At 39.7% G+C, this 25,361-nt stretch carries 20 protein-coding genes; 17 read left to right on the top strand and 3 right to left on the bottom strand.

The annotated features are described in order from the left end of the window. The first annotated feature begins 30 nt into the window (after positions 1-30). Genes hisG through KSX81_RS27575 form a run of 5 tightly spaced genes read left to right on the top strand, consistent with a single transcriptional unit; the run spans position 31 to position 4,988 of the window. Positions 31-882, top strand: a complete 852-nt coding sequence (gene hisG / locus KSX81_RS27595; RefSeq protein ID WP_004296908.1) for an ATP phosphoribosyltransferase — start codon at positions 31-33, stop codon at positions 880-882. 41 nt (positions 883-923) lie between these two features. Further along, positions 924-2,213 (top strand): histidinol dehydrogenase, encoded by a 1,290-nt coding sequence (gene hisD, locus KSX81_RS27590; protein WP_004296907.1) that lies wholly within the window; start codon positions 924-926, stop codon positions 2,211-2,213. Continuing rightward, positions 2,173-3,270, top strand: a complete 1,098-nt coding sequence (hisC, locus tag KSX81_RS27585) for a histidinol-phosphate transaminase (protein WP_004296906.1) — start codon at positions 2,173-2,175, stop codon at positions 3,268-3,270. The genes hisD and hisC overlap by 41 nt, the downstream gene beginning before the upstream one ends. Before the next feature lie 3 nt (positions 3,271-3,273). Beyond that, positions 3,274-4,398: a bifunctional histidinol-phosphatase/imidazoleglycerol-phosphate dehydratase HisB gene (hisB, locus tag KSX81_RS27580; RefSeq protein ID WP_004296905.1), complete on the top strand. Its 1,125-nt coding sequence runs from the start codon at positions 3,274-3,276 to the stop codon at positions 4,396-4,398. Positions 4,399-4,427: 29 nt separating this feature from the next. Then, positions 4,428-4,988 carry a dual specificity protein phosphatase family protein gene (locus KSX81_RS27575; protein ID WP_032852123.1) on the top strand — a complete coding sequence of 187 codons (561 nt, stop codon included), beginning with the start codon at positions 4,428-4,430 and terminating at the stop codon, positions 4,986-4,988. Between the two features lie 117 nt (positions 4,989-5,105). On the opposite strand, the gene KSX81_RS27570 is transcribed toward KSX81_RS27575, so the two are convergent. Continuing rightward, positions 5,106-7,031, bottom strand: coding sequence for an NAD(+) synthase (locus tag KSX81_RS27570; RefSeq protein WP_004296903.1), 1,926 nt, complete (start codon positions 7,029-7,031; stop codon positions 5,106-5,108). Positions 7,032-7,677: 646 nt separating this feature from the next. Between KSX81_RS27570 and KSX81_RS27565 the strand changes: the two genes are divergently transcribed. From KSX81_RS27565 to KSX81_RS27510, 12 genes are all read left to right on the top strand, one after another. Further along, positions 7,678-10,611 (top strand): SusC/RagA family TonB-linked outer membrane protein, encoded by a 2,934-nt coding sequence (locus tag KSX81_RS27565; protein WP_004296901.1) that lies wholly within the window; start codon positions 7,678-7,680, stop codon positions 10,609-10,611. Between the two features lie 12 nt (positions 10,612-10,623). Next, positions 10,624-12,144, top strand: a complete 1,521-nt coding sequence (locus KSX81_RS27560; RefSeq protein WP_004296900.1) for a RagB/SusD family nutrient uptake outer membrane protein — start codon at positions 10,624-10,626, stop codon at positions 12,142-12,144. A 25-nt stretch (positions 12,145-12,169) separates the two neighbouring features. Continuing rightward, a complete protein-coding gene (locus KSX81_RS27555) occupies positions 12,170-13,060 on the top strand; it encodes a DUF4984 domain-containing protein (RefSeq protein WP_004296899.1) in 891 nt (296 codons plus the stop codon). Between the two features lie 19 nt (positions 13,061-13,079). Further along, positions 13,080-14,642 carry a DUF5003 domain-containing protein gene (locus KSX81_RS27550; protein WP_004296898.1) on the top strand — a complete coding sequence of 521 codons (1,563 nt, stop codon included), beginning with the start codon at positions 13,080-13,082 and terminating at the stop codon, positions 14,640-14,642. A gap of 17 nt (positions 14,643-14,659) precedes the next feature. Further along, complete coding sequence (locus KSX81_RS27545; RefSeq protein WP_004296897.1) at positions 14,660-17,314, top strand: DUF4458 domain-containing protein; 2,655 nt, start codon at positions 14,660-14,662, stop codon at positions 17,312-17,314. A gap of 30 nt (positions 17,315-17,344) precedes the next feature. Next, the gene (locus KSX81_RS27540; RefSeq protein WP_004319524.1) at positions 17,345-19,054 is read left to right on the top strand and encodes a BACON domain-containing protein; all 1,710 of its coding nucleotides are present in this window, start codon (positions 17,345-17,347) and stop codon (positions 19,052-19,054) included. An 11-nt stretch (positions 19,055-19,065) separates the two neighbouring features. Then, positions 19,066-21,135: a S8 family peptidase gene (locus KSX81_RS27535; protein ID WP_004297328.1), complete on the top strand. Its 2,070-nt coding sequence runs from the start codon at positions 19,066-19,068 to the stop codon at positions 21,133-21,135. 8 nt (positions 21,136-21,143) lie between these two features. Then, positions 21,144-21,902, top strand: coding sequence for a DUF1573 domain-containing protein (locus tag KSX81_RS27530; RefSeq protein ID WP_004297329.1), 759 nt, complete (start codon positions 21,144-21,146; stop codon positions 21,900-21,902). Between the two features lie 21 nt (positions 21,903-21,923). Next, positions 21,924-22,418: a lipocalin family protein gene (locus tag KSX81_RS27525; RefSeq protein WP_224440799.1), complete on the top strand. Its 495-nt coding sequence runs from the start codon at positions 21,924-21,926 to the stop codon at positions 22,416-22,418. A gap of 203 nt (positions 22,419-22,621) precedes the next feature. Then, positions 22,622-23,050: a Fur family transcriptional regulator gene (locus KSX81_RS27520; protein WP_004297332.1), complete on the top strand. Its 429-nt coding sequence runs from the start codon at positions 22,622-22,624 to the stop codon at positions 23,048-23,050. Between the two features lie 22 nt (positions 23,051-23,072). Further along, positions 23,073-23,633 carry an NADH peroxidase gene (locus KSX81_RS27515; RefSeq protein WP_004297333.1) on the top strand — a complete coding sequence of 187 codons (561 nt, stop codon included), beginning with the start codon at positions 23,073-23,075 and terminating at the stop codon, positions 23,631-23,633. A gap of 94 nt (positions 23,634-23,727) precedes the next feature. After that, positions 23,728-24,363 carry a SagB/ThcOx family dehydrogenase gene (locus KSX81_RS27510; protein ID WP_004306006.1) on the top strand — a complete coding sequence of 212 codons (636 nt, stop codon included), beginning with the start codon at positions 23,728-23,730 and terminating at the stop codon, positions 24,361-24,363. A 109-nt stretch (positions 24,364-24,472) separates the two neighbouring features. Here the strand turns inward: KSX81_RS27510 and KSX81_RS27505 are convergent, their stop codons facing one another. Next, positions 24,473-24,937: a thioredoxin domain-containing protein gene (locus KSX81_RS27505; RefSeq protein WP_004306007.1), complete on the bottom strand. Its 465-nt coding sequence runs from the start codon at positions 24,935-24,937 to the stop codon at positions 24,473-24,475. Positions 24,938-24,954: 17 nt separating this feature from the next. Beyond that, entirely contained in the window at positions 24,955-25,254 is a 300-nt protein-coding gene (gene trxA, locus KSX81_RS27500) for a thioredoxin (protein WP_004306008.1), read from the bottom strand. Positions 25,255-25,361 lie beyond the last annotated feature (107 nt).

Below are 25,361 nucleotides of genomic sequence, written 5' to 3'. Positions count from 1 at the left end.
GTAATTAATAATTAGTAATTAAATAAAGTCATGTTAAGAATCGCAGTACAAGCCAAAGGACGTCTCTTCGAAGAGACAATGGCACTTTTAGAAGAGTCAGATATCAAGTTAAGCACTACTAAACGTACCTTGTTGGTACAGTCTTCTAACTTTCCTATCGAAGTTCTATTTCTTCGTGATGATGATATTCCGCAAACGGTAGCTACCGGGGTAGCTGATTTGGGAATTGTTGGTGAGAACGAGTTTATGGAAAAGGAGGAAGATGCGGAAATTGTCAAACGTCTGGGATTCAGCAAATGTCGTCTGTCACTGGCTATGCCGAAGGATATTGAATATCCCGGTTTGTCATGGTTTGAAGGCAAGAAGATTGCTACCTCTTATCCGGTTATTCTTCGTAACTTCCTGAAAAAAAATAGCGTAAATGCCGAAATACATGTGATAACCGGTTCGGTAGAGGTGTCTCCGGGTATTGGATTGGCTGATGCCATTTTTGATATTGTAAGTTCCGGTTCTACTTTGGTCAGCAACCGCTTGAAAGAAGTGGAAGTTGTAATGAAGTCGGAAGCATTGTTGATTGGCAACAAGAACATGAGCGAAGAGAAAAAAGAAGTGCTCGAAGAATTGCTGTTCCGTATGAACGCAGTAAAAACAGCTGAAGATAAAAAATATGTATTGATGAATGCTCCAAAAGACAAACTGGAAGAAATCATAGCTGTATTGCCCGGTATGAAGAGTCCTACAGTGATGCCATTGGCACAGGAAGGCTGGTGTTCTGTTCATACAGTACTTGATGAAAAACGTTTTTGGGAAATTATCGGAAAATTGAAAGGACTGGGAGCAGAAGGTATTTTGGTACTGCCGATTGAAAAGATGATTGTATAAATAGATAGGAACGAAAATTCGTTCCTGATAAAATATGAACCATGAAATTGATTAAATATCCCTCAAAAGAGCAATGGACAGAACTTTTGAAACGTCCGGCACTAAATACGGAAAGTTTGTTCGATACTGTTCGTTCTATTATAAATAAGGTAAGGACAGAAGGCGATAAAGCAGTATTGGAATATGAGGCTGCTTTTGATAAAGTAACCTTGTCCGCACTTGCTGTGACTCCTGAAGAGGTTCAAGCCGCCGGGACATTAGTAAACGATGAACTAAAGGCTGCCATTTCTTTAGCTAAACAAAACATTGAAACATTCCACTCTTCCCAGCGTTTTGTCGGGAAGAAGGTAGAGACAATGAATGGGGTAACTTGCTGGCAAAAATCAGTGGGAATCGAAAAGGTCGGCTTATATATTCCGGGTGGAACAGCACCGCTTTTCTCAACTGTATTAATGTTGGCTGTTCCGGCTAAAATTGCAGGATGCAAGGAAATCGTACTTTGTACGCCTCCCGATAAAAATGGAAATATTCATCCGGCTATCCTTTTTGCTGCGCAATTGGCAGGTGTCAGCAAAATATTCAAGGCTGGTGGTGTGCAGGCTATTGCCGCTATGGCCTATGGAACGGAGAGTGTCCCCAAAGTATATAAGATATTTGGCCCCGGCAATCAATATGTGACAGCTGCCAAACAGTTGGTAAGCCTGCGTGATGTAGCTATTGATATGCCTGCCGGTCCTTCAGAAGTGGAAGTCTTGGCTGATGCATCTGCCAATCCGGTTTTTGTAGCAGCAGATCTTTTGTCACAGGCAGAACACGGAATAGATAGCCAGGCTATATTGATTACCACTTCCGAGAAACTTCAAACAGAGGTGATGGAAGAAGTGGAGCGTCAATTAGCAGAACTTCCCCGTCGTGAAATTGCGGCGAAATCACTGGAGAATAGTAAATTGATTTTAGTGAAGGATCTGGATGAAGCATTGGAACTGACTAACGCGTATGCTCCGGAACATCTAATCATAGAAACGGAGAACTATATGGAAGTGGCCGAACGTGTGATAAATGCAGGTTCTGTCTTCTTAGGTTCATTAACTCCCGAGAGTGCCGGCGACTATGCTTCCGGAACGAATCACACCCTGCCGACCAACGGTTATGCCAAAGCCTATAGCGGTGTAAGTCTGGATAGTTTTATCCGTAAGATTACATTTCAGGAAATCCTCCCGGAAGGAATAAAAGCTATCGGTCCTGCTATTGAAGAGATGGCGGCTAATGAACAGCTGGATGCACATAAAAATGCCGTCACAGTTCGTCTCAAAGCAATTCAAAATTCATAATTTAAAACTTAAAGAAGTGAAAACGTTACAAGAACTAACCCGACCGAATATCTGGAAATTAAAACCCTACTCTTCGGCACGAGATGAATATAAAGGAGTTACAGCCTCTGTTTTCCTGGATGCAAACGAAAACCCTTACAATACGCCTCATAATCGCTATCCGGATCCTATGCAGTGCGAACTGAAGACGTTGTTGTCGAAAATCAAAAAAGTATCTCCCAAGCATATTTTTCTTGGAAACGGTAGCGATGAAGCCATCGACTTGGTTTTTCGTGCATTCTGCGAACCGGGAAAAGATAATGTCGTAGCCATCGACCCTACTTATGGTATGTATCAGGTTTGTGCCGATGTGAACGATGTGGAATACCGGAAAGTATTACTGGATGATGACTTCCAGTTCTCTGCCGATAAACTGCTGTCGGCTACCGACGAACACACCAAATTGATTTTCCTTTGCTCGCCTAATAATCCAACAGGAAATGACTTGCTCCGTTCTGAAATTGTAAAGGTACTTTGTCAGTTCGAAGGATTGGTGATGTTGGATGAGGCTTACAATGATTTTTCCCAGGCTCCGTCTTTCCTCGAAGAGCTGGATAAATATCCCAACCTTGTCGTATTCCAAACATTCTCCAAGGCTTGGGGATGTGCTGCAATTCGCTTGGGAATGGCTTTTGCTTCCAAAGAAATTATAGACATTCTTAGTAAAATCAAATATCCCTATAATGTCAATCAGTTGACTCAACAACAAGCTATTTCTATGTTGCATAAGCACTATGAGATAGAACGTTGGGTGAAAACGTTGAAGGAAGAGCGTGATTATCTGGAAGCGGAATTTGAAAAACTTCCATGTACCATTAAACTGTTCCCGTCCGATGCGAATTTCTTTTTGGCAAAAGTGACGGATGCCGTGAAAATCTATAATTATTTGGTAGGGGAAGGAATAATAGTGCGTAATCGCCATAACATTTCACTTTGCTGCAACTGTTTGCGTGTGACTGTCGGTACTCGTGTCGAAAATAATACCCTATTGGCAGCTCTTAAAAACTATCAAGGATAATTTATGAAGAAGAAAGTATTATTTATAGATAGAGACGGCACGTTGGTGATCGAACCTCCTGTAGATTACCAACTCGACTCATTGGAAAAACTGGAATTCTATCCGAAAGTATTCCGTAATTTGGGCTTTATCCGCAGTAAGCTCGATTTTGAATTTGTGATGGTCACTAACCAGGATGGATTGGGTACACCTTCTTTTCCGGAAGAAACATTCTGGCCTGCCCATAACTTGATGCTTAAAACATTGGAAGGGGAGGGGATTACTTTTGATGAGATTCTGATAGACCGTAGTTTTCCTGAAGATAATGCGCCCACCCGCAAACCGCGTACCGGAATGTTGACGAAGTATCTGGATAATCCGGAATACGATCTTGCCGGAAGTTTTGTAATAGGCGATCGTCCCACAGATGTGGAACTTGCCAAAAATATCGGTTGCCGGGCAATTTATTTGCAAGACTCGACCGAAGCTCTGAAAGAAAAAGGATTAGAAGAAGTCTGTGTTCTTGCAACTACTGATTGGGATCGGATAGCCGAATTCCTTTTTGCCGGAGAACGGAAAGCGGAAGTACGTCGTACTACAAAAGAAACAGATATTTATGTTGCTTTGAATCTTGATGGAAATGGAACTTGTGACATTTTTACCGGTCTTGGCTTTTTCGATCACATGCTTGAGCAGATTGGAAAACATTCTGGCATGGACTTAACCATCCGTGTTAAAGGAGATTTGGAAGTAGATGAACATCATACGATCGAAGACACTGCTATCGCACTGGGCGAATGTATCTATCAGGCTTTAGGTAGCAAACGAGGGATTGAACGTTATGGCTATGCCTTACCGATGGATGATTGTCTTTGTCAGGTTTGTCTGGACTTCGGTGGTCGTCCCTGGTTAGTTTGGGATGCTGAATTCAAGCGTGAGAAGATAGGAGAGATGCCGACGGAAATGTTCCTTCATTTCTTTAAGTCACTAAGTGACGCGGCAAAGATGAATTTGAACATCAAAGCGGAAGGACAGAATGAACATCATAAGATAGAAGGAATTTTTAAAGCCCTTGCCCGTGCTTTGAAAATGGCAATTAAAAGAGATATCTATCATTTTGAACTTCCATCTAGTAAGGGTGTGCTTTAATGTTTTTTAGAATCATATCCATATTGCTTATGCAAAAGCAAATCCCACTATGCTTATTGGCGATAGTCTTATCCGTCTCTCTTTTCGGTCAAAATCTGAAAGCGGATAAGATTATTCTGTCTGATAGTGATTTGACAAATTTGTATCAAATAGATTCGGGCGTATATCGTTCGGAGCAACCTTCAAAAGAGGGCTTTAAAGCTTTAGAAAAGTATGGTATTGGAGAAGTACTTAATCTACGAAACAGACATAGTGATGATGACGAAGCAAAAGGAACAAGTATAAAACTTCACCGGGTAAAAACTAAAGCACATTCGATTAGTGAAAAGCAATTGATACAGGCATTACGCATTATTAAAAATCGTAAAGCGCCTATTGTTTTCCATTGTCACCACGGCTCTGACCGTACAGGGGCTGTTTGTGCGTTTTATCGTATCATTTTTCAGAATGTTTCAAAAGAAGATGCAATCCATGAAATGACTGAAGGAGGCTATGGCTTTCATCGAATTTATAAGAATATTATTAGAAGAATCAAGGAAGCAAATGTGGAGCAAATAAGAAAAGAAGTAATGGAAGGTGGAGAGTTATAATATGCCATATCTTTACCATCGCTCTGTCACAGCTGTGCCACCGTATTGTCACAACCATGCCATCATGCTGGCACAGTTGTGCCAATGCGGTGGCACAAGCCTATTGATAGGACGTCCTTACAAGGCCTCTATTTCTTTAAGCCACATGGCTGAACTGGCATCGCTCGGCATTCTCCAATCTCCTCTCGGGCTGATAGAAATACTTCCTACTTTAGGACCGTCCGGCAAGCAAGAACGCTTGAACTGTTGATTAAAGAAACGACGGAAGAAGGTAGAAAGCCATTTCTTGATGGTTTTTTCATCATACATATCTTTGAATGCAATATTTGCCAGATAGAATATCTTGGAAGGCCGGAAACCGAAACGTAAGAAATAATATAGGAAGAAGTCATGTAGTTCATAAGGACCCACCAAATCTTCTGTTTTCTGTTTAATTTCTCCGTTTTCATCTGCCGGAATCAGTTCCGGACTGATGGGAGTATCTACAATATCGAGTAAAGTCGCTTTCGAATTTTCATCCATGCCATTTACTGCCACCCATTGTACCAAGTATTTTACGAGAGTTTTAGGGACACTCGCATTCACTCCATACATGGACATATGATCGCCATTATATGTTGCCCATCCTAGTGCAAGTTCTGATAAATCTCCTGTACCAATAACCATTCCCCAAGTCTGGTTCGCCACATCCATCAATATTTGTGTACGTTCGCGTGCTTGAGAATTTTCGTATGTGACATCGTGTACATTAATATTATGGTCTATATCCTTAAAATGTTGAATGCAAGCATCTTTGATACTGATTTCACGAATAGAGATACCCAGCGATTTCATTAGATCGATGGCATTATGATAAGTACGGTCGGTCGTTCCGAATCCTGGCATCGTAATGCCGAGAATATCCTTTCTGGACAATCCCAACTTATCAAAAGTCTTCACACATACAAGTAATGCCAATGTTGAATCCAACCCGCCAGAGATACCGATTACAGCAGTTTTAGCTCCTGTATGGACAAGCCTTTGTGCCAATCCCGCTACCTGTATGGAGAACACTTCTTCACAATGTTCATTTAGCTCTATTCCTTGCGGTACAAAAGGATGAGAATTAAACTTCCGGGTTAAGGTTAGCTCTTTGCTGTTGACAAATTCAGTCGCAATAGAAACCGCCTTTTTATCCCCTAAGTTTGCTTGATTAGCTGCAAAGGTTGTATTTATCCTGCGTTCTGCCCGGATACGTTCCACATCAATTTCGCTGATAATCAGCTGTTCTTTCATGCTGAAACGTTCGCTGTGTGCAAGCAGTGAACCGTTTTCATAAATGAACCCGTTACCGGCAAAAACTACATCGGTAGTAGATTCTCCAAAGCCACAAGACGAGAATACATATCCGGCAATACAACGTGCAGATTGTTGGCTGATGAGAGAACAAAGATAATTATTCTTTCCAATACCTTCATTATCAGCAGACATATTGAAAAGAATTTCTGCACCTTGCAGTGCTAATGAAGAACTCGGAGGTATAGTAGACCAAAGGTCCTCGCATATCTCGATGCCAAAAGTCGTATCTGAAGTCTCAAAAAGCAGATTAGAACCTATCGGAACGATTTGTCCACAGAGACGTACATTATTTGTTGTCAACTGAAGCGCCGAGGTAAACCAACGTTGTTCGTAGAATTCTTTATAATTCGGGAGATAGGTTTTAGCGGTAACTCCTAACACTTTTCCTTTTTGAATCACTGCAGCTGCATTAATCACTGTCGAGTTGACCACCACAGGCATGCCAACAATAGAAATAATGTCTAATTGGCGGGTGTTATTCAGGATTTGCATCAGTCCCATTTCTGCTTCTTCCAGTAAAAGTTGTTGTCCGAATAAGTCACCGCAAGTATATCCGGTAATACTCATTTCCGGAAAAATAATGATCTGCACTCCTTTTCCTTCGGCTACTGCAATCAGACTTTCTATCTTCTCTACATTGAATTTGCAGTCGGCCACTTTTACGTGTGGCACAGCTGCGGCTACTTTTACAAATCCGTAGTTCATCTTATACCTTATTTATATATAATGGGTGCAAAAATAGGAAATAGTTTTGAATAATTATCTTTTCTGTGTTGAATCCTCTCAATAAGCTATTTGGTATGAGTTACGATATTGTTGTTTAAACAATTAAAACAGCTATTAAAATGAACGTTAATATTTAATTATCCTTGAAATATACTATGGATTTACTTCTTTAATGGACTATATGTACTTAAATATGTAGCAAAAAGACATTAGTGGAAATATGGTATAAAATATGCGACATATAGTTTCATTTATTTAAATATAATATATATCTTTGTAGACAAAATAAAACGATATTGAAGTACACCTAAACAGAACAAGTGATATTAGTGTTTAATTTATAACTTAAGAGAGCAGATGGTCAAACCTTTAATTCACACAGCAACAACACGAAAAGTCTATTTGGATATTTGGCGCAATATTAAGAATTTGCCAAGTTAGTCTATTCCTATTCTATATTTATAGATAATAATAGCCTATCCCGGGTCGGTGCAGAATATGCTTAAAACCGATTTTGGGGGAAGGGGTGTATTGTTATTTCCTACGCAAAGATAAGCGTATTCCTCATTGTAGATAAATCTATAAAAATAAATCAATTTCATTAATTTTAATTCAAGTATCAAAGATGAGAAAATCAATTCTCTTGTTTGTACTCTTTACTCTGACAAGTATCCCCCTGTTGCTTTTTGCGCAGGGTGGATATCAGGTAACCGGACATATTATCTCGGCGGAAGATAATCAGCCGATGATTGGTGTGTCTGTTTTGGAGAAGGGTACGACGAACGGAGTAATTACCGATATGAATGGTAATTACAGTATCACAGTGACGAAGTCTCCTGCTACTTTGCAGTTCTCTTATGTCGGTATGAAAACGATAGATAAGCAGGTGACTGCTTCTACTCGTATAAATTTGACAATGGAAAACGATGCACAGATGGTGGAAGAAGTGGTAGTTGTCGCGTATGGTGTACGTAAGAAAGGAACAATCGCAGGTTCTGTATCTACGGTAAAAGCTGAAAAGATGGAAGATGTTCCTGCTCCGAGTTTCGACCAGGCACTGCAAGGACAGGCGCCAGGATTAATGGTGCTTTCTGATTCTGGTGAACCCAGTAAGGCAGCCACTTTTCGTATTCGCGGAACAAATTCAATTAATTCGGGAAAAGATCCTCTTTTTATATTGGATGGAGTAGCTATTTCAAGTTCGGATTTCAATACAATTAGTCCTAATGATATTGAAAGTATTTCAGTATTAAAAGATGCTTCTTCTACTTCTATTTATGGGGCACGTGCTTCCAATGGTGTGGTCGTTATTACATCCAAGCGCGGGCGTATGGGGGAAGCGGCTAAGGTTACTTTCCGTACACAGCTCGGATTTTCTCAACTAGCCTCAAAAGATTGGGATCAGATGAATACGGATGAACGCATTCAATTTGAGAAAGAAGTTGGACTGGATAAAGGACAAGATTATGAAAAGTTGAGTAAGACAAATATCAACTGGCTGGATAAAGTGTACAATGATACTGCCCCTTTGCAGAATTACGAGTTATCTGTAAACGGAGGCACGGAGAAATTGAATTATTATGTTTCAGGAAGTTATTACGATCAAGATGGCATTGCAGTAGGGTCTACATTCGAACGTGTCGGTTTTCGCGCCAATGTAGAGGCAAAAGCTAATAAATGGTTGAAGATAGGAACAAATTCAATGTTTGCCTATCAGGAAGTTGAACAGAGTGATGATGGAGAGTATGCGTTATGGGCTCCTATTTCCGCGTCTTTTTTTATGTTGCCTTACTGGAACCCTTATAAGGAAGATGGAAGTCTGGCACTTCAGGATGACGGGAGTTGGAAGGGAACGACAGAAAATCCGTTGGCATGGATGGCAAATAATCCGTTGTCGAATAAGAAATACAAACTTTTATCCACTTTTTATGCCGAGGTTACTCCGGTAAAGAATCTGACAATCCGTTCACAGCTAAGTGCTGATTATGGTCATACTACCTCTTTTTATCAAAGTTTCCCCAGTTACAAGCCAAATAATAATTATGGAGGTGCGCAGCGTAGCTCGTTTGATATGCTTAACCTGATGATTACAAATACGGCAAACTACCGTTTTATGTTGAATGATGTTCATTCATTCAATTTTATGGTTGGTCAGGAAGGTGAAAACTATCATTATGAAGGTTTCCAGTTAACTACTCGGGGACAGACAAATGATATTTTGACAAACTTAGCTTCAGGCTCAACTGCTTCATCATGGTCAGATCCTGTCACAGAATATTCTTTTCTCTCTTTCTTTGCCCGGGGCGAATACAATTATGATGACCGTTACTATGCTGATTTCTCGATTCGTGGGGATGGATCTTCACGTTTTGGTACCGATAACCATTGGGGAGCTTTCTGGTCAGTCGGTTTTATGTGGAACCTTCGTAAGGAGAAGTTCATGCAAAAATATGATTGGCTTACTAATGCGCAAATTGCGGTTAATACAGGTACATCCGGTAATTCTTCTATTAATAACTATGAGCATCTGGCTTTAGTTTCCGGTGGATATAAGTATGATAACGAATCAGGTATTGCAATTTCCCAGTTAGGAAATGAAGAATTGAGTTGGGAGTCTACATGGGCTACTAATGTGGCGTTGCATTTAGGTTTTATTGATCGTATCAATTTGGATGTGGAGTTTTATAATAAGAAAACGACCAATATGTTGATGGCGGTTCCTATTTCTTATACATCTACCGGTTTTGGGACCCGTTGGGATAATGTGGGAGCCATGCGGAATCGTGGTGTAGAAATTAATGTCGGCGCAGATGTACTCCGCATCAAAGACTTTAAATGGAATGTGAATGCCAATGTATCCTATAATAAAAATGAAATAACCGAGCTCTATAATGGGGTGACAGAATATGTAGCTTCCGATACCGGTAGAATGGTTGCGGTAGGTCATCCGTTAGGAGAATTTTATCTGAACCGTTATGCGGGAGTTAATCCGATTAATGGAGATGCTTTATGGTATACCAAAGACGGTGAAATTACTATGGAATATAATGAAAGCGACAAGGTGATGCTGGGCAAAACACATGAAGCTCCCTGGCAAGGTGGTTTTGGTACTACACTTTCCTGGAAGGGATTTTCACTTTCCGCACAGTTCACATGGGTGGCTGATCGCTGGATGCTTAATAACGACAGAGTCTTTCAGGAGAGTAACGGACTGTTCAGTGCCTATAACCAGTCAAAACGTATGCTTTACGACCGATGGAAAAAACCGGGAGATGTGACTGATATTCCCCGTTATGGAGTAACTCCCCAACTGGATTCACGATTCCTTGAAGATGCATCTTTCCTGCGTCTAAAGAATTTGATGCTCAGCTATACGTTCCCACAGAAATGGTTGAAGCGGACTAGCTTTTTGAATAGTGCCCGTATTTATGCGCAGGGACAGAATTTGTTGACATTTACAAATTTCACGGGTATGGATCCGGAGTCTACGTCCAATGTGTACAAGGCCCAATATCCGATGTCACGTCAGTTCACATTCGGACTGGAAGTTTCATTCTAAAATAAATCAGTGATGATAAGAAAAATAAAATTATATATAGCTTTGGTTGCGGTATTGCTTTCGGCATCTTCCTGTCTTGACAAATATCCGCAAGATGCTATTCCGCAAGATGATGCTATTAAGACAGTGAGCGATGTGCGTCAAGCTTTGATCGGTATTTATGCGCAGTTTAAAAACAGCAGCCTATATAGCGGTTACTTGACCTTGTTACCTGATATTCAGACAGATCAGGTTTACGCTGTTAAAGGATATACGAATGTCTATGGTGATGTATGGCGTAATGAGATATTAGCTATCAATAAACAGGTGGAATATGTGTATGGTGGTTTGTATGCCGTTATCGGACGTTGTAATTTCGTTCTTGATAACATGGCTGCCGTAGAAGCGGCTACTTCCGATGACGAACAACTGGATAAGTTGGATAACTACAAGGGACATATTTATTTTGCCCGTGCGCTGGCTTATTCGGAACTGCTGAAGTGTTTCTGTAAAGCTTATGACAGTGATGAAGAGGCTGCCAATGAACTGGGAGTTGTATTACAGTCCAGTTACGTTAATCCGGGACCTGTAAAACGTGCTTCTTTAAAAGATTCCTATCAGTTTGTTTTGGATGATTTGGCTAAAGCTGCTGAATATCTGGCTGCGGATGATGATGATACTGCGGTTATCTATAATTCTGCATATTTCACGGTTGGTACAGTCAATGCTTTGTATGCTCGTATGTACCTGTATATGCAGAAGTGGGAGAAGGCCGTTGAGTATGCCACTAAAGTGATAGATAGTAAGAAGTATGCATTAGCTGATGCTACAAAGAACAGTTATTCGGTTACTTACAATGATTTTGCGTATATGTGGCAGTATGATAATTCTACTGAAATCATCTGGAAAGTAATGTTTGAGGTAAATTCCTATGGAGGCGCATTGGGTACCGTATTCCTCAATTATGATTATACATCTTATAAACCGGATTATGTACCGGCTAAATGGGTATTGGATGCCTATGCTAATGCTGATTTACGCTACAATGCCTATTTTGGTTCGGTAACAACCGGCTTCTCCCATGCGTTAACCTGGCCGCTTTTGATCAAATATATGGGTAATCAGGATTTTATAAGCCAAAGAGTATTATGTGTTTCCATGCCGAAGCCGTTTCGGTTGGCAGAGCAATATTTAATTCGTGCAGAGGCTTATTGCCGGATGGGAACAGCTTATTATGGAAAAGCCGGAATTGATATTTCTACTTTACGTATGGCTCGTTATTCTTCCTACGGTGGTTCTACCACACTAACAGAAGAGAACTGGTTTAAGACTGTCAGTGAAGAACGTATGAAAGAACTCTTTATGGAAGGTTTCCGCCTTAATGACTTGAAACGTTGGCATGAGGGATTTGAACGTAAAGAACAAACCTCGACTGTCTCTCCGGGCAATACGCTGAAGTTAGAGAAAGACGATCCGCGTTTTGTATGGCCTATCCCGCAACATGAGTTGGATGCTCCAGGTGTGGATTTAATGCCTAATGAAAGCAATAAATAATGTATAAAGATAATATAGAGAAACAATGAAACTATTAATAACAGGGATCGTAGCACTGATAACGCTGGCTGTCGGATTCTGGGGATGTAATGATCTCTCCCGAACGACTTACAGCGGTTCCGACTACGTGATGTTCTCCGATACATTATCTATGTATCCGGTGCAGGACAGCGAGAAATGGTTTGAAATTCCGGTAGTAGCTACAAATATATGCGATTATGACCGTTCTTTTGGCGTAGAAGTAGACGATAAGGCTAGTAATGCAATTGAAAAAAAGCAATATGTGGTTGAATCAAATACGGTAACCATTAAAGCAGGGGAACGGGTAGCAAAGTTTCGGATGAAGGGTATTTATGAGAACATTGATAAAACGGATTCTTTGTCGGTTACGTTCAATTTGCTTGCCAAAGATGAAAATGTATGGGATTTGTACGGTACCCGTACTCGTGTTCAAATGCAAAAAGCATGTCCTTTCGAACTTAGTACATTTGAAGGCTATTGTCTATTGACTTCCTCTTTCTTTAGTGCATATATGACGAATACGGAACATCGGTTATTACAAGCGGAAAGAGACAAGACTGAAGATAATACTATAATATTACATGATTTCTTCTATAAGAATTATGATCTTAAAATTAAGTATGATCCTTCCGATCCGTTGAAACCATTTGTAGAGTTTGATGATCAAATTATAGGTAGTACGGCAGAAGCCTTCGGAACCATTTACGGTAATGGAAAGCTGATGTGTACTCAGCCTGTTGCGTACGATTCTTATTATAATGTATGCCAGAAATTTGTATTCTTATATAGCACTATTTATGTGGTGGGTAAAGGTACGGTAGGTACTTATGTGAATATTCTGGAGTGGATTAGTGATGAAGAAGCGGAGCAGTATAAAAAAGAGGAAGGACTCTAAACTATAATCGGAAATAAATATGAAAGATATAATAAAATATTATTTGCAATTGATTGTGTTGATGTTCTGTCTCTTCACGTCTGCTTGTAGTGATGATGATGAGACTGTAACACCTGTGTTTCCGGATTTGCAGAAAATAGAATGTGCAGTCGGAGATACCAAGACACTGACTTTTGAAGCTACTGATAACTGGATATTGATTTCGTCGTCGTTGTGGTGCTATTTTGAACAAGATGGTGAACAGACCTTCACTTGTTCAGGTGGTGTTGGCGAACAGACTGTCACCATTCATATTAGTGATGATGCTACGGAACTGATGAAATCCTATAAGGCGGAGTTGACAATGACGATGGCGGGAAGTCGGCAGGTAATAGCAGAAGTGACACGTCCGTCTACAGGTTATGAGTTGCATGCATTCGATGCTGAACAAACTATAGAATATACAGCGGAAAATCCTTATGTGCAAGATTATGGTGGTAAAGCATACTTTTGGGTTAGCTCAAACGCTGATTGGATTGTAGAAAGTTCGGAGAGCTTAGATTTAAGTAAAACGAATATTTCTGGAGAAGCAGGTAATAATGTGAAAATTACTCCGCTTTTGAAACAAGGTACTGAAAATCGTAAAACAGCTTGGACACAGGAACTTATTTTTAAGAATAGGAAAGGGGAAGTAATTTCAAAATTACCGGTTCATTACGATGGAATTCCTGCCGATAAAATAGAATTTAGCAATGATAATATTTATTCGAATAAGATTAAAGCTTCTGTAGATGGCGAATCATATACATTTAAGAATCAGTCTTATGAGGCTGAAGGAGTACCTTTAACAGTCATCGCCAGAAATGATGAGTATACTTATGTTTGTGTAGAATATACATCAACTATGGGACCAGAGACAGGTTGGAATGAAGAATGGAGTTTTAAGTTACTTACAGGCTTTAAAAATTGGTTGTGGATAGAGGATGATAGTGAAGGGAATTTGATGATCGCAGCAAAAAGTAATGATGGTGCTTCTCGTAGCGCATATTTGATGGTATTTCCAAATTTGGTATATGCTGAAGTCGAAAATGATTTTGAAAATAAAGTATTTTCGAAGGAAGGCATTGTAGGAGAATATAGTAATTATATTGGAGCACTTATAGAACAAGATGCATTTGTTGCTACTTCAGGACTTTCAATTATGGACTCATATACATTTAGACCGTTATATGATGGTGCTGGAAATGCAATACAGGCAGAACCCTATGCTGGCGAAATGACAGAGAATGAATTGATTGAAAAGTATGGTACTTCTAATGTTTATACAGTCTATTCGTTCACTTTAGGAATGTCTTATACTCAAATATTTGTTTTACCTAATGGATATACTGGATCTAACTTGCAAGCTACTACTATATTGAACGGAAAAAATACTGCATGGTCTGGAATTAGCTTAGAACCAGGACAGAATTCATCTGGACAAATGGGAATCAATATTTATGGTATGAATTCAGAAGCAAATGGAGATGAAATGTGTATAACGATTAAGAATGGAACAGAGCCATATGCTGTATTATTAATTGAGACACGCTATAGTGACTGATAGAGAAATATATTAATATGAAAACGAAGATATTATTTATAAGAATGTTTGTCCTTTCCTGTATGCTGTTTACTTTAGGGTTTACAGTAGGAAGTTGCTCTGACGACGACGATGCTGTACTTCAGGCAGGATATGGATATGCTCAGTTCAAACTCTATAAGAGCTGTTTGGCAGAAACGAAAGTGACGCGTGCTAGTACGAATGAACTGAACTATTTGCGTGATGCGCAAAAAATGAAGATTGTGCTCATCAACCAGGAAGACGGTACTGAAGTTGTGCAGACTGTAGGTCTTGAGGCAATGGGAGACGATAGTGAATTTGGTCTGCGAAGTGAAAAACTTCAGTTGATGGCAGGTACTTATCAGATTGTCGGGTTCTATCTATATAAGGCAGATGGGACTACACAGGATTTGAAACAAATTCTTTCCGGAGAACCGGATGAAAAGACGATTATTACTGTAATCAATGGCGGATTAGCTGTACAAGATATACATGTGAAAGTAGTTAAGCGGGGTATGGTGAAATTTACTGTGACCAAGAATTTTCTACCATCCACTCGTGCTGCATTAGGAGAGGATTATCTTTTCTCTGATATCAAGTATATTAATGTAACAGTGCAGGAGCAATTTACGAAAAAAGATACGACTTTTTCTAATGTTGCCGTAGAATATACAGAGAAACTGGATGGCAATGGAACGAAAATTTCCGTAGCCGTCAGTGATTCAATTTTTCGACTTTCTGCGGGTAAGTATAAAGTCAAGAATTATACGACTATAAAGAAGAATAAAGGTTCTTTGGAATATGGAGAGGTGAATGGGGCTGATTTTGAAGTTTCGGATAATGTGACTACAGAAGTTAAGATTCCGGTTAATTTCAGCAAAACTACTGGTAGTATCAAAGATTATCTTGTTTTGAAAGAAATTTGGGAAGCCTTGGGAGGTCCGGCAATACCTGAAAAGAACCAAAAAGGATGGCGTTATTCAGGTGTTACATATCCTTTAGGAACTAACTGGAACTTTGATAAGGATATTGATTTATGGGGCGATCAACCAGGTGTCGAATTGGATGCCAAAGGACGTGTCGTGGGACTTTCTATCGGAGCATTTGCTCCTGAAGGCGATATTCCCGAATCCTTAGGAGACTTGACGGAACTTAGAACTCTGTCATTAGGTAACCATTCCGATCAGGTAGGTGATAATATCATTGAGGAAACAATGGGACTTGAACTGACGGAAGCGCAGAAGAATTCTGTACGGAGCGATTTCTATAATAAGTTTGTAAAGAATGATATTGCATTGTACTTTTCTGAACCTATACAAGCTGCCTTGAAATGGCAGAAAGAGGGAATACCTACAACTTTCTCACCATCTGTTGTAAACGATAAGGCGAGTCGTCCTTCTTTAAAAGATGTACCGGCTAACCGATTGACCAATGGAATACATAAAATTCCAGTTACCATTGGAAATCTAAAGAACTTGCAATACTTATATATTGCCAACGGTAAATTTGAGGGATTTGAAGAAGGGACTGATCTTGGCAAATTGGAAAACTTGACAGACCTTGAAATTTACAATTGTCCGTCTATGAAGAAACTTCCGGAAGAGCTGCAACAATTACCCAACCTTCAATCATTCAATTTAGCGAGCAATCCGAATTTGGGAGATTTTCATGAGGATTTAGGTGAGTTTGTGGCTAGCGAAAATATAAGCAAAACGTTACAGATCTTCTATTTAACTTTCAATAACCTGACTGTTTTACCGGATATGTCGATGGTGAAAAAACTAGGTAAACTGGATTGTGCGTACAACAAAATTAAAACGATTGAGAAAGCATTTGGTAGAGATGTGAACTTGGTGCAATTATCAATGGACCATAATCTGATTGAAGAATTGCCACGTGATGAAAACGGTAGCTTCTGTGGATATGCCGATGTGGAGTCATTCTCTTTTGCTTATAATAAATTGAAAAAGTTCCCGAATATATTTAGCTCACAATCTGTATATGTTATGTCTTCGGTTAATTTTTCATTCAATGAGATAGATGGATTTGAAGGTGAAGAAGACGGCACATTCAAGGGCGTGAATGCCAATACGATTGCCATAGGCGGTAATAAACTGAAGAAATTCCCGACTATACTATTCAAAACCAATTCACAAGTGTCTGCTTTAGGATTGAATGGTAACGGTATAGAAGAGATTCCGAAGGGTACATTTAGTGCTTCAAAATATTCGTATATGATGAAAACGCTTGACTTGACTTATAATAAGCTGTCAAAGTTACCGGATGATTTTAATGGTAGAAATATGCCTTTCCTTTATGGAGTGGATGTAAGTAACAATCGTTTTACGGAAGTTCCTACCGGACCGATGGATGCAGCTACATTAACAGTGTATGCTGTCCGTAGTCAGCGCGATGAGAATGGTAACCGTTTGTTAAGAAAATGGCCGTCTAATATATCTTTATGTCCAAGTTTGCGACAGTTCTGCATAGGTGGAAATGATTTGCGAAAGATTACTGATACGATTTCATCGTATATTATAGTCTTTGAGATAAAGGATAATCCGAATATCTCTCTTAATCTTTCCAATGTCTGCAATATGATTAAGGCGGGAGCATATCTACTTATTTATGACCCGGAGCAGGATATTCGCGGATGTGATTATGTGAAATAAGAAACGGATAAATAATAAAAAAGAATCTATATGAAACCATTGTTTAAAATATATTTATACCTCTTTGCAGGTTTGCTCTTTATTGCAGCTTGTAATGATTCGGATGAAGAGGGGATTACTGGTTTCACCATTGATACCCAAGAAGTCACATTAGGTGCTATAGGAGGAATGGAGCCGGTTAAAGTGGCTTCAGGCACCAAATGGGTAGCAAAGGTAAACCAACCTTGGGTGAAGGTGATGCCTGCTAACGGTGTAGGAAGTACTAATTGCGAAATTGTAGTAGATTCTACACTTTCTAATGATGTGCGGCACGCTGTCGTGACATTTGTGCCGGAAGGACAACCGAAACAGGAATTGAAGATACATCAGACCGGATATGGAAAAATGATCGGACTGGATAAATATGAAGTCGAAGTTGCCAACATGGCCAACGATGATAAAAGGTATTTTGATATATCCGTGACTACGAATGTAAAGTTCAAAGTGGAGTATTCACAGGCGATAGGATCTTGGGTTACTACTAATAATAGAACACCTGATGTTTTTTTGGATTATGGAGCTCGTCCCCGTACTCTTAAAATGCGATTCAAATGGGACATGAATACTGACCCGCAAGAGAGAATAGCTTCTATAAAATTCCTTCCGGTAAACGCGGAAGATGAATTGGAAAAAGAAGTGACATTGACTGTAAAGCAGGAAGCTGCACCTGAAATAACAGATGATAGACGAGGTGATTCTATTGCTATTGTCATTGCAAGTACAAAGATGCGCTCAATGATGAATTGGGATGCCAGCGAACGTCTTGACTACTGGTTAGGGGTGACAGTTTGGGAAAGAACAGATAAAGACGTAACACCCGAAAAAATTGGACGTGTACGTTCTGTTGAATTCAGATTGCTGAATACAAAAGAAGTGTTGCCTGTTGAAATCGGTAAAATTAAGTATCTGGAGACATTGGTTATCTATGGCAATACGAACACTAGTTTACTTCCTTCTCCTTATCGTATAGGAAATGCATTGGCTGAATTAAAGTATCTGAAAAATCTGACAATAAGTGCATTGGGCATTACAACTATTGATAAAAATGAATTAAAAGAACCTTGCAAGGTTTTAAGGACTTTGGATGTAAGCGGCAATAATTTTACGAGTATTCCGTATGATTTGACTCCTACTAATTATCCGGAACTACTTAACTTAAGTTTAACGGGGAATCGTCGATATAGTTCAATTACTGATTTGAGTACTGAAACGCGCGACAATCCAGGGTTACGTATAGATGCTTCTTCTTCTTCATTTAAGAATTTATTGAAGTGGGAAAAGCTGAAATCTTTGTCATTATCATATAATTTGATTTATGGTCAACTACCAACATTTATTAATAGCTATAATGGTAGTCTTGAATATGGTGTATCTGCTTACACAGATGAGGATATCCTGAAAAACGATACATTAATGAGTGCTAGCGATGAGGTTAAAGCAAAACTAAAAACAATTCCGAAAATTTTGCCTAATGCCGAATTGTTCTCTATTAACTTGAATTTCTTGACTGGTGATGATTTGCCGGATTGGTTACTCTATCACCCACGTTTTGCACGTTTTGATCCATTCACCTTGATTTATACGCAAGATTCAGGTAAAGATATGAAGGGCAATATTCCTGGCTTTAAGAATGAACCGTCAAACTTGGAATGGTTCTATGAACGTTATCCGAAAGCCAGACCTACATTAACCGATAATTGATTTTTTTAATTATGAAAAGAATATATTTAGTTCTAATAGCTACTATAGCAATCACTTTTGTATCCTGTTCCGATCAGGAGATAGATACAGTGAAACCTGATGCCGGACAAGTAGCTCCTATCATTGATTTACCTGAAGGAGCTACTCAAGGTAGAATATTGGTGAAATTTAAACCGGAAGCGGCATCCTTTTTGGATGCTGCTACCACCCGCTCTGTCGGGGCTGCTTTGACTCGTTCAGGAATTTCGGATATGGATGCCGTTCTGCAGCGAATCGGCACTTCTAAACTGGAACGTATTTTTCCGGTGGACAATCGTACGGAAGAGCGTACTCGCAAGGCGGGATTGAATCTTTGGTATATTATCCATTTTGATAAAGATACGGATTTGGAGCAGGTAGCCAAAGACTTGTCACAAGTAGCAGACGTGGCAAAAGTCCAGTTCACCCGCGCTATTCAGCGTTCTTATGATCCGAATGTGCGGGCAACTGTACTCACCAAGCAGGCAATGACCCGTGTGGTGCATACAACTCGTGCTGTGAATACCGATGCGAACGATCCTTTTTTTAATCTACAATGGGGATGTAAGAATGATGGTTCTATTCTTCAGAATGGAGAAAAAAATGATAAAGGAGATAATGTAGTACCTGCTGTAATGGGTGTTGATGTAAATTGTGGGGAAGCCTGGAAGCTTTGTACGGGTAATCCTTCCATTGTTGTTGCTGTGCTTGATGAAGGTGTGATGTACGACCATCCTGACTTGGAAGGAAATATATGGGTGAATGAGGATGAAACATTTGCTTCAAAGGAAGATGCTGATGGAAATGGTTATGCCGGTGACCGCTATGGCTACAACTTCACAGATGATAAAGGCTATATCTCTTATGACGACCCGAATGATACCGGACATGGGACTCATGTGGCCGGGATTATCAGTGCAGTGAGGAATAATGGTGAAGGTATTAGTGGCATTGCAGGAGGGGATAAAGCCAATAATAGAGGTGGTGTAAAAATCATGAGTTGTCAGGTCTTTTCCGGTTCTAAAGGATGTGACTTGTATCAGGAAGCGAAAGCTGTGAAATATGCAGCAGATAACGGTGCCGTTATTTTGCAGTGTAGTTGGGGATATAATTCGGGGCTTTCCAATCCTATTAGTGGGTATACCCCGGGGTTTACTTCTGATAAAGATTGGGTCGATGCTGCTCCGTTGGAAAAAGAAGCCTTCGATTATTTTCTTCATAATGCCGGTTCGCCAAACGATGTCATAGACGGAGGTATCATTGTATTTGCCGCAGGTAATGAATATGCAGCTATGGCCGGATATCCGGGAGCTTATCCTGATTATATATCTGTAGCCGCTTTGGCTGCCGACGGGACTCCTTCCTGTTACTCCAACTATGCGATGGGCGTTTCTATTGCAGCTCCGGGTGGTGACAGTGATTATCATCAGAGCTCGAAAGGAAAAATATATTCCACATTACCTCCTTCTGCCAATGAAGATGGTGGGGAAAATTCTCATTACGGATATATGGAAGGAACATCGCAGGCTTGTCCACATATTTCGGGAGTAGCGGCATTGGGACTTTCTTATGCAGCTGAATTACATCGTCATTTCCGTGCAGATGAATTCCGTAAAATGATATTGGAGTCTGTCAATCCGGTGGAACCCTATTTTAAAGAAACGAAAGTTTATTGGTACACAAATGCTTCGTTCGGACAAATAGCTGCCGGACAAATGGAGCCTGCCGCTTATGCGGGCAATATGGGAACAGGGTTGATTGATGCCTATAAGCTGTTGAAAGCAGTTGAAGGAGGTGGTGTGGAGATGACTGTACCTAATATGTATGTGGCCGTCGAAGCTACAAGTAAAATCAATTATTCCCGTTATTTCAAAAATGGAGAGAATATGACCTTTACCTGTACAGTTGATGATAACTCAATTGCTACCCTTACGACAGAGAACAACATTACTTTCACTTTGAAAGGCTTGAAAGTTGGTTCTACAAAAGCTACAGTCAAGGCGAGTGACGGCACCAAGCAAGATTTTTTCATCACTGTTCGTAAGAACGATAGTTGGATGTAAACTCTATTATGAAACGATATCTTGCCGAAACCATCGAACTTGGGCTGTTCCTTCTTATTTACCTGTTTCCTGTGCATAGCTTTGCGCAGGAAACAGTCGAACAAGTCTTGCAGTTTGAACATACAGTAATGAATATAGGAACTTTATCAGAAGACGATGATCCGGCAATGTATCATTTTAAATATCATAATGTAAGCAAGAAGCCTATATACCTTTCCAAGTTAACTACTTCCTGTGGTTGTACGGTAGCCAAATATGATAAAAAGGTAGTGCAACCGGGAGAGCAGGGAGAAATCATATTGGTCTTTCATCCAATGGATCAGGCTGGTGATTTGTATAGGGAAGCGTTTGTTTATACCGATCTTTCGAAGGAGCATCCTACAGCTAAGTTGGCACTCGTCGGTAAGGTATTGCCTACCGCTGACCGATGGAGGGACTATCCTGTATATATAGGGAACACATTACGGCTGAAAAGAAAGGATTGGCAAGTCAGGATACTTTCCCGAGAAGGGAGGCAAGTGGAAAGATTTGTATGCGTTAATACAGGGAAACAGCCTTTGAGGTTATCAGCCTTGTTGTTACCGGAATACATTCACTTCCATACAGAACCGGAAATTATTTCTCCGGGAATAGAAGCTGATATGGTTCTTTCTATTGATAAGGGCTTACTACCTCAAAAGAATGAAATTACATTTCATTTTATGTTGGATGGTATTCCTGTCCGGCCTTGCGAAAGGAGAATACAGGTGAAACTATTGTTACAATAATAATTATTATAAAATATGTATATGAAAAATATATTCAAAATGATGTTACTGCTCACTATGGCATTATTTATGTCATGTGGAGACGACGATGAAGTGAAGCTTCCTGATACGAAGGATGTAAATTATGCGAATATTGCAGGGACTTGGCGATTGAGTGAATGGAATGGAGAAAAGATAGACGGTGATACACGATACTATTATATCAAGTTTGACCGGAAAGAGAAAGACGGAAAACGTTCTTATACCATTTATACAAACCTCAACAGTGCTACGTCCCAGCAAATTCCCGGCTCCTTTACTCTGAATAAAGAGGAGGATTACGGAGATGTTATTAGCGGTACTTATTATTACCAGCTTGATACGGACGATGAATGGGAATATTCATATATCGTTTCGGGGTTAACTGATATTTCAATGGTATGGACTGCTAAAGAGGATATGGGGGAAATAAAAGTTTATACTCGATGTGAGGATATACCATCAGATATCTTAACCGGAACACGAACTTCATTCTAATCTTGATACTTTTAGTATCTTTTATAATAAAACCGTTTAAGTCAGTTTCTTGCACTTAAACGGTTTTGTTTTTGTATTAATCTTCAGTAGTACAGATTATATATAAAAAAACGAAGATTTATTTGGAAATAATATTGAAACTCTTTATCTTTGCATTGAATTTATAATTGTAATGAATACAACTTTGAAAGAAAGGGAAGATAATGAAGCCATACGATCGATTATTAGAACATAATATCAAGCCGTCCATGCAGCGTATCGCTATCATGGAATATCTGATGGATAATCCGATTCATCCATCAGCTGATGATATATATACTGCACTATCTCCCTCGATGCCGACACTTTCAAAAACTACGGTTTATAATACATTGAAATTGTTTTCGGAGCAAGGAGCAGCCTTGATGCTTACAATTGATGAGAAGAATACGAACTTTGACGCAGATACTTCCGTACATTCTCATTTTTTGTGCAAGCGTTGTGGACACATTTATGATCTGAAATGCCCGGAAGCCATAAAGAAAGTGGAGAATATAGACATGGATGGTCACCAGGTATCAGAAGTTCATTATTATTATAAAGGTATTTGCAAGAATTGCTTAAGTAAAGATAAAGAAACACGTATTGACTAATTAATTTAAAATTGAGAAGAAAATGAAAAAATTTAGATGTACTGTATGCGGTTACGTTCATGAAGGTGACGCAGCTCCTGAAAAATGCCCATTGTGTAAAGCTCCTGCCAGCAAATTCGTAGAAGTTGTTGAGGTAGAAGGTGGCGCATTGTCTTTTGCTGACGAACACGTTATTGGTGTGGCAAAAGGTTGTGACGAAGAAATGATTAAGGACCTGAACAATCACTTCATGGGAGAATGTACTGAAGTTGGTATGTATTTGGCTATGAGCCGTCAGGCAGACCGTGAAGGTTATCCTGAAGTAGCTGAAGCTTTCAAACGTTACGCTTGGGAAGAAGCTGAACATGCTGCTAAGTTTGCGGAATTGTTGGGCGACTGCGTATGGGATACTAAAACGAACCTGCAGAAACGTAAAGATGCTGAACAAGGTGCATGCGAAGACAAAAAACGTATCGCAACTCGTGCTAAAGCTCTGAATCTGGATGCTATCCATGACACTGTACACGAAATGTGCAAAGACGAAGCTCGTCACGGTAAAGGTTTTGAAGGATTGTACAACCGTTATTTCGGTGATAAGAAATAATTAAGCCTAATAAACTCTTAAAAGGTCTGTATTCTGCAACGAATACAGACCTTTTTTATTTATATTTGTCTATCAATTTTTAAATACCACAGTTATGAGAAAAGTACAACTATTGTTAGTTTGTTTAATGCTTTCGGTGGCTGCTTTTGCTGCTGACAAAGTGATTAAATTGCCGAAGCCTAATTTAAACCGTACCGGTGCGGTGATGAAGGCATTGTCTGAACGACATTCAACTCGCGAGTATGCTTCTAAATCATTGAGTCTGTCGGATCTGTCTGATTTGTTATGGGCTGCTAATGGGATAAACCGTAAGGAATCCGGAATGAGAACAGCTCCGTCGGCGTTGAATAAGCAGGATGTGGATGTATATGTAGTATTACCTGAAGGAAGTTATCTGTATGATGCTAAAAATCATCAGTTGACTCTGGTTGCTGAAGGAGATCATCGTGGAGCAGTAGCCGGTGGACAGGCATTTGTGAAAACAGCTCCGGTGTCCTTGGTGTTAATCAGTGATCTTTCCAGATTTGGAGATGCGAAGAGTGCACGCAGCCAGTTGATGGGGGCTATGGATTCCGGCATCGTTTCTCAAAATATTTCAATATTCTGTTCCGCTGCTAACATAGCAACAGTGCCACGCGCTTCGATGGACAATGAACAATTGAAGAAAGTTTTGAAATTGAAAGATAGCCAAATGCCAATGATGAATCATCCTGTGGGATACTTCAAATAAGGATTGGCAAGATATACAAAAGAGTGACGGTATCCTGCAAGGATACCGTCACTCTTTTCCTATTATAGCGTTACTATCCCGACCGGATAGCGTCACTATATTTTCTTCTTTACTTCAAGAGAAATTCATCAATCGCTTTTTTGTAAGTTGCCTTGTCAGCAGCTCCACGGAAAAGCTGTGGATCTCCTTTCATGGGAATGAATACAAACAATGGAATACTTGTTGCATTAAATAAAGCTGCCAGTTCTTTTTGTTTATCTACATTGACTTTGTAGATGACAATTTTTCCGGCATATTCCTTTGCCAATTCTTTCATGATAGGAGCTGTCTGGCGACATGGTCCGCACCAATCTGCATATAAGTCGATGATGGCGGGCTTATTACCTTTATAATTCCACTCCTTTGATTTCTCATAATCGAAGACGTCTTTCAGAAACATTTCTTTGTCCATTACGACGACTTCACCGTTACCTGTTACCTCTTTTTTACCTTGATTAGTTTCCCTACTGTCATTGAATGCGTATACAATTACGCTTGCCATGACGAGGGCTACCATTACTAATACTTTCTTCATTCGTTATTATTATCTTTTTATGTATAATGCTTCTCGATAACCCCTTGCAGTTCGCTACTATGGATTACGCCGGAATGTCTCCAGACAGCCTCTCCATTCTTGAACAGTATAAAGGTCGGTACAGCTTGTATGCGATATTTAGTAGCCAGGTCTTCATGCTGGTCAACGTCTATCTTTGCAATACGTGCTTTATCTCCCACAATAAGTTTTAGTTCTTCTAAAACCGGTTTCATTGCTTTGCAAGGTCCACACCATTCTGCAAAGAAATCAACTAAAACGGGCACTGGTGACTGTATTAAATCTTCAAATTTTTCCATAATCTTTTCTTTCTTAGAGTTAAAAAGCAGTCTTTGAAGACCGCAAATATAATTTCTATTTTATTATATAACGAGAAAAAGCTGATTTTGTTCATGAAATAGTAATC

It is taken from the genome of Bacteroides sp. MSK.18.37 (genome assembly GCF_019129155.2).
Taxonomy (GTDB): domain Bacteria; phylum Bacteroidota; class Bacteroidia; order Bacteroidales; family Bacteroidaceae; genus Bacteroides; species Bacteroides ovatus.
The sequence above is the reverse complement of the archived record's forward strand: the minus strand, read 5'-3'. Positions and strand labels throughout refer to the sequence as shown.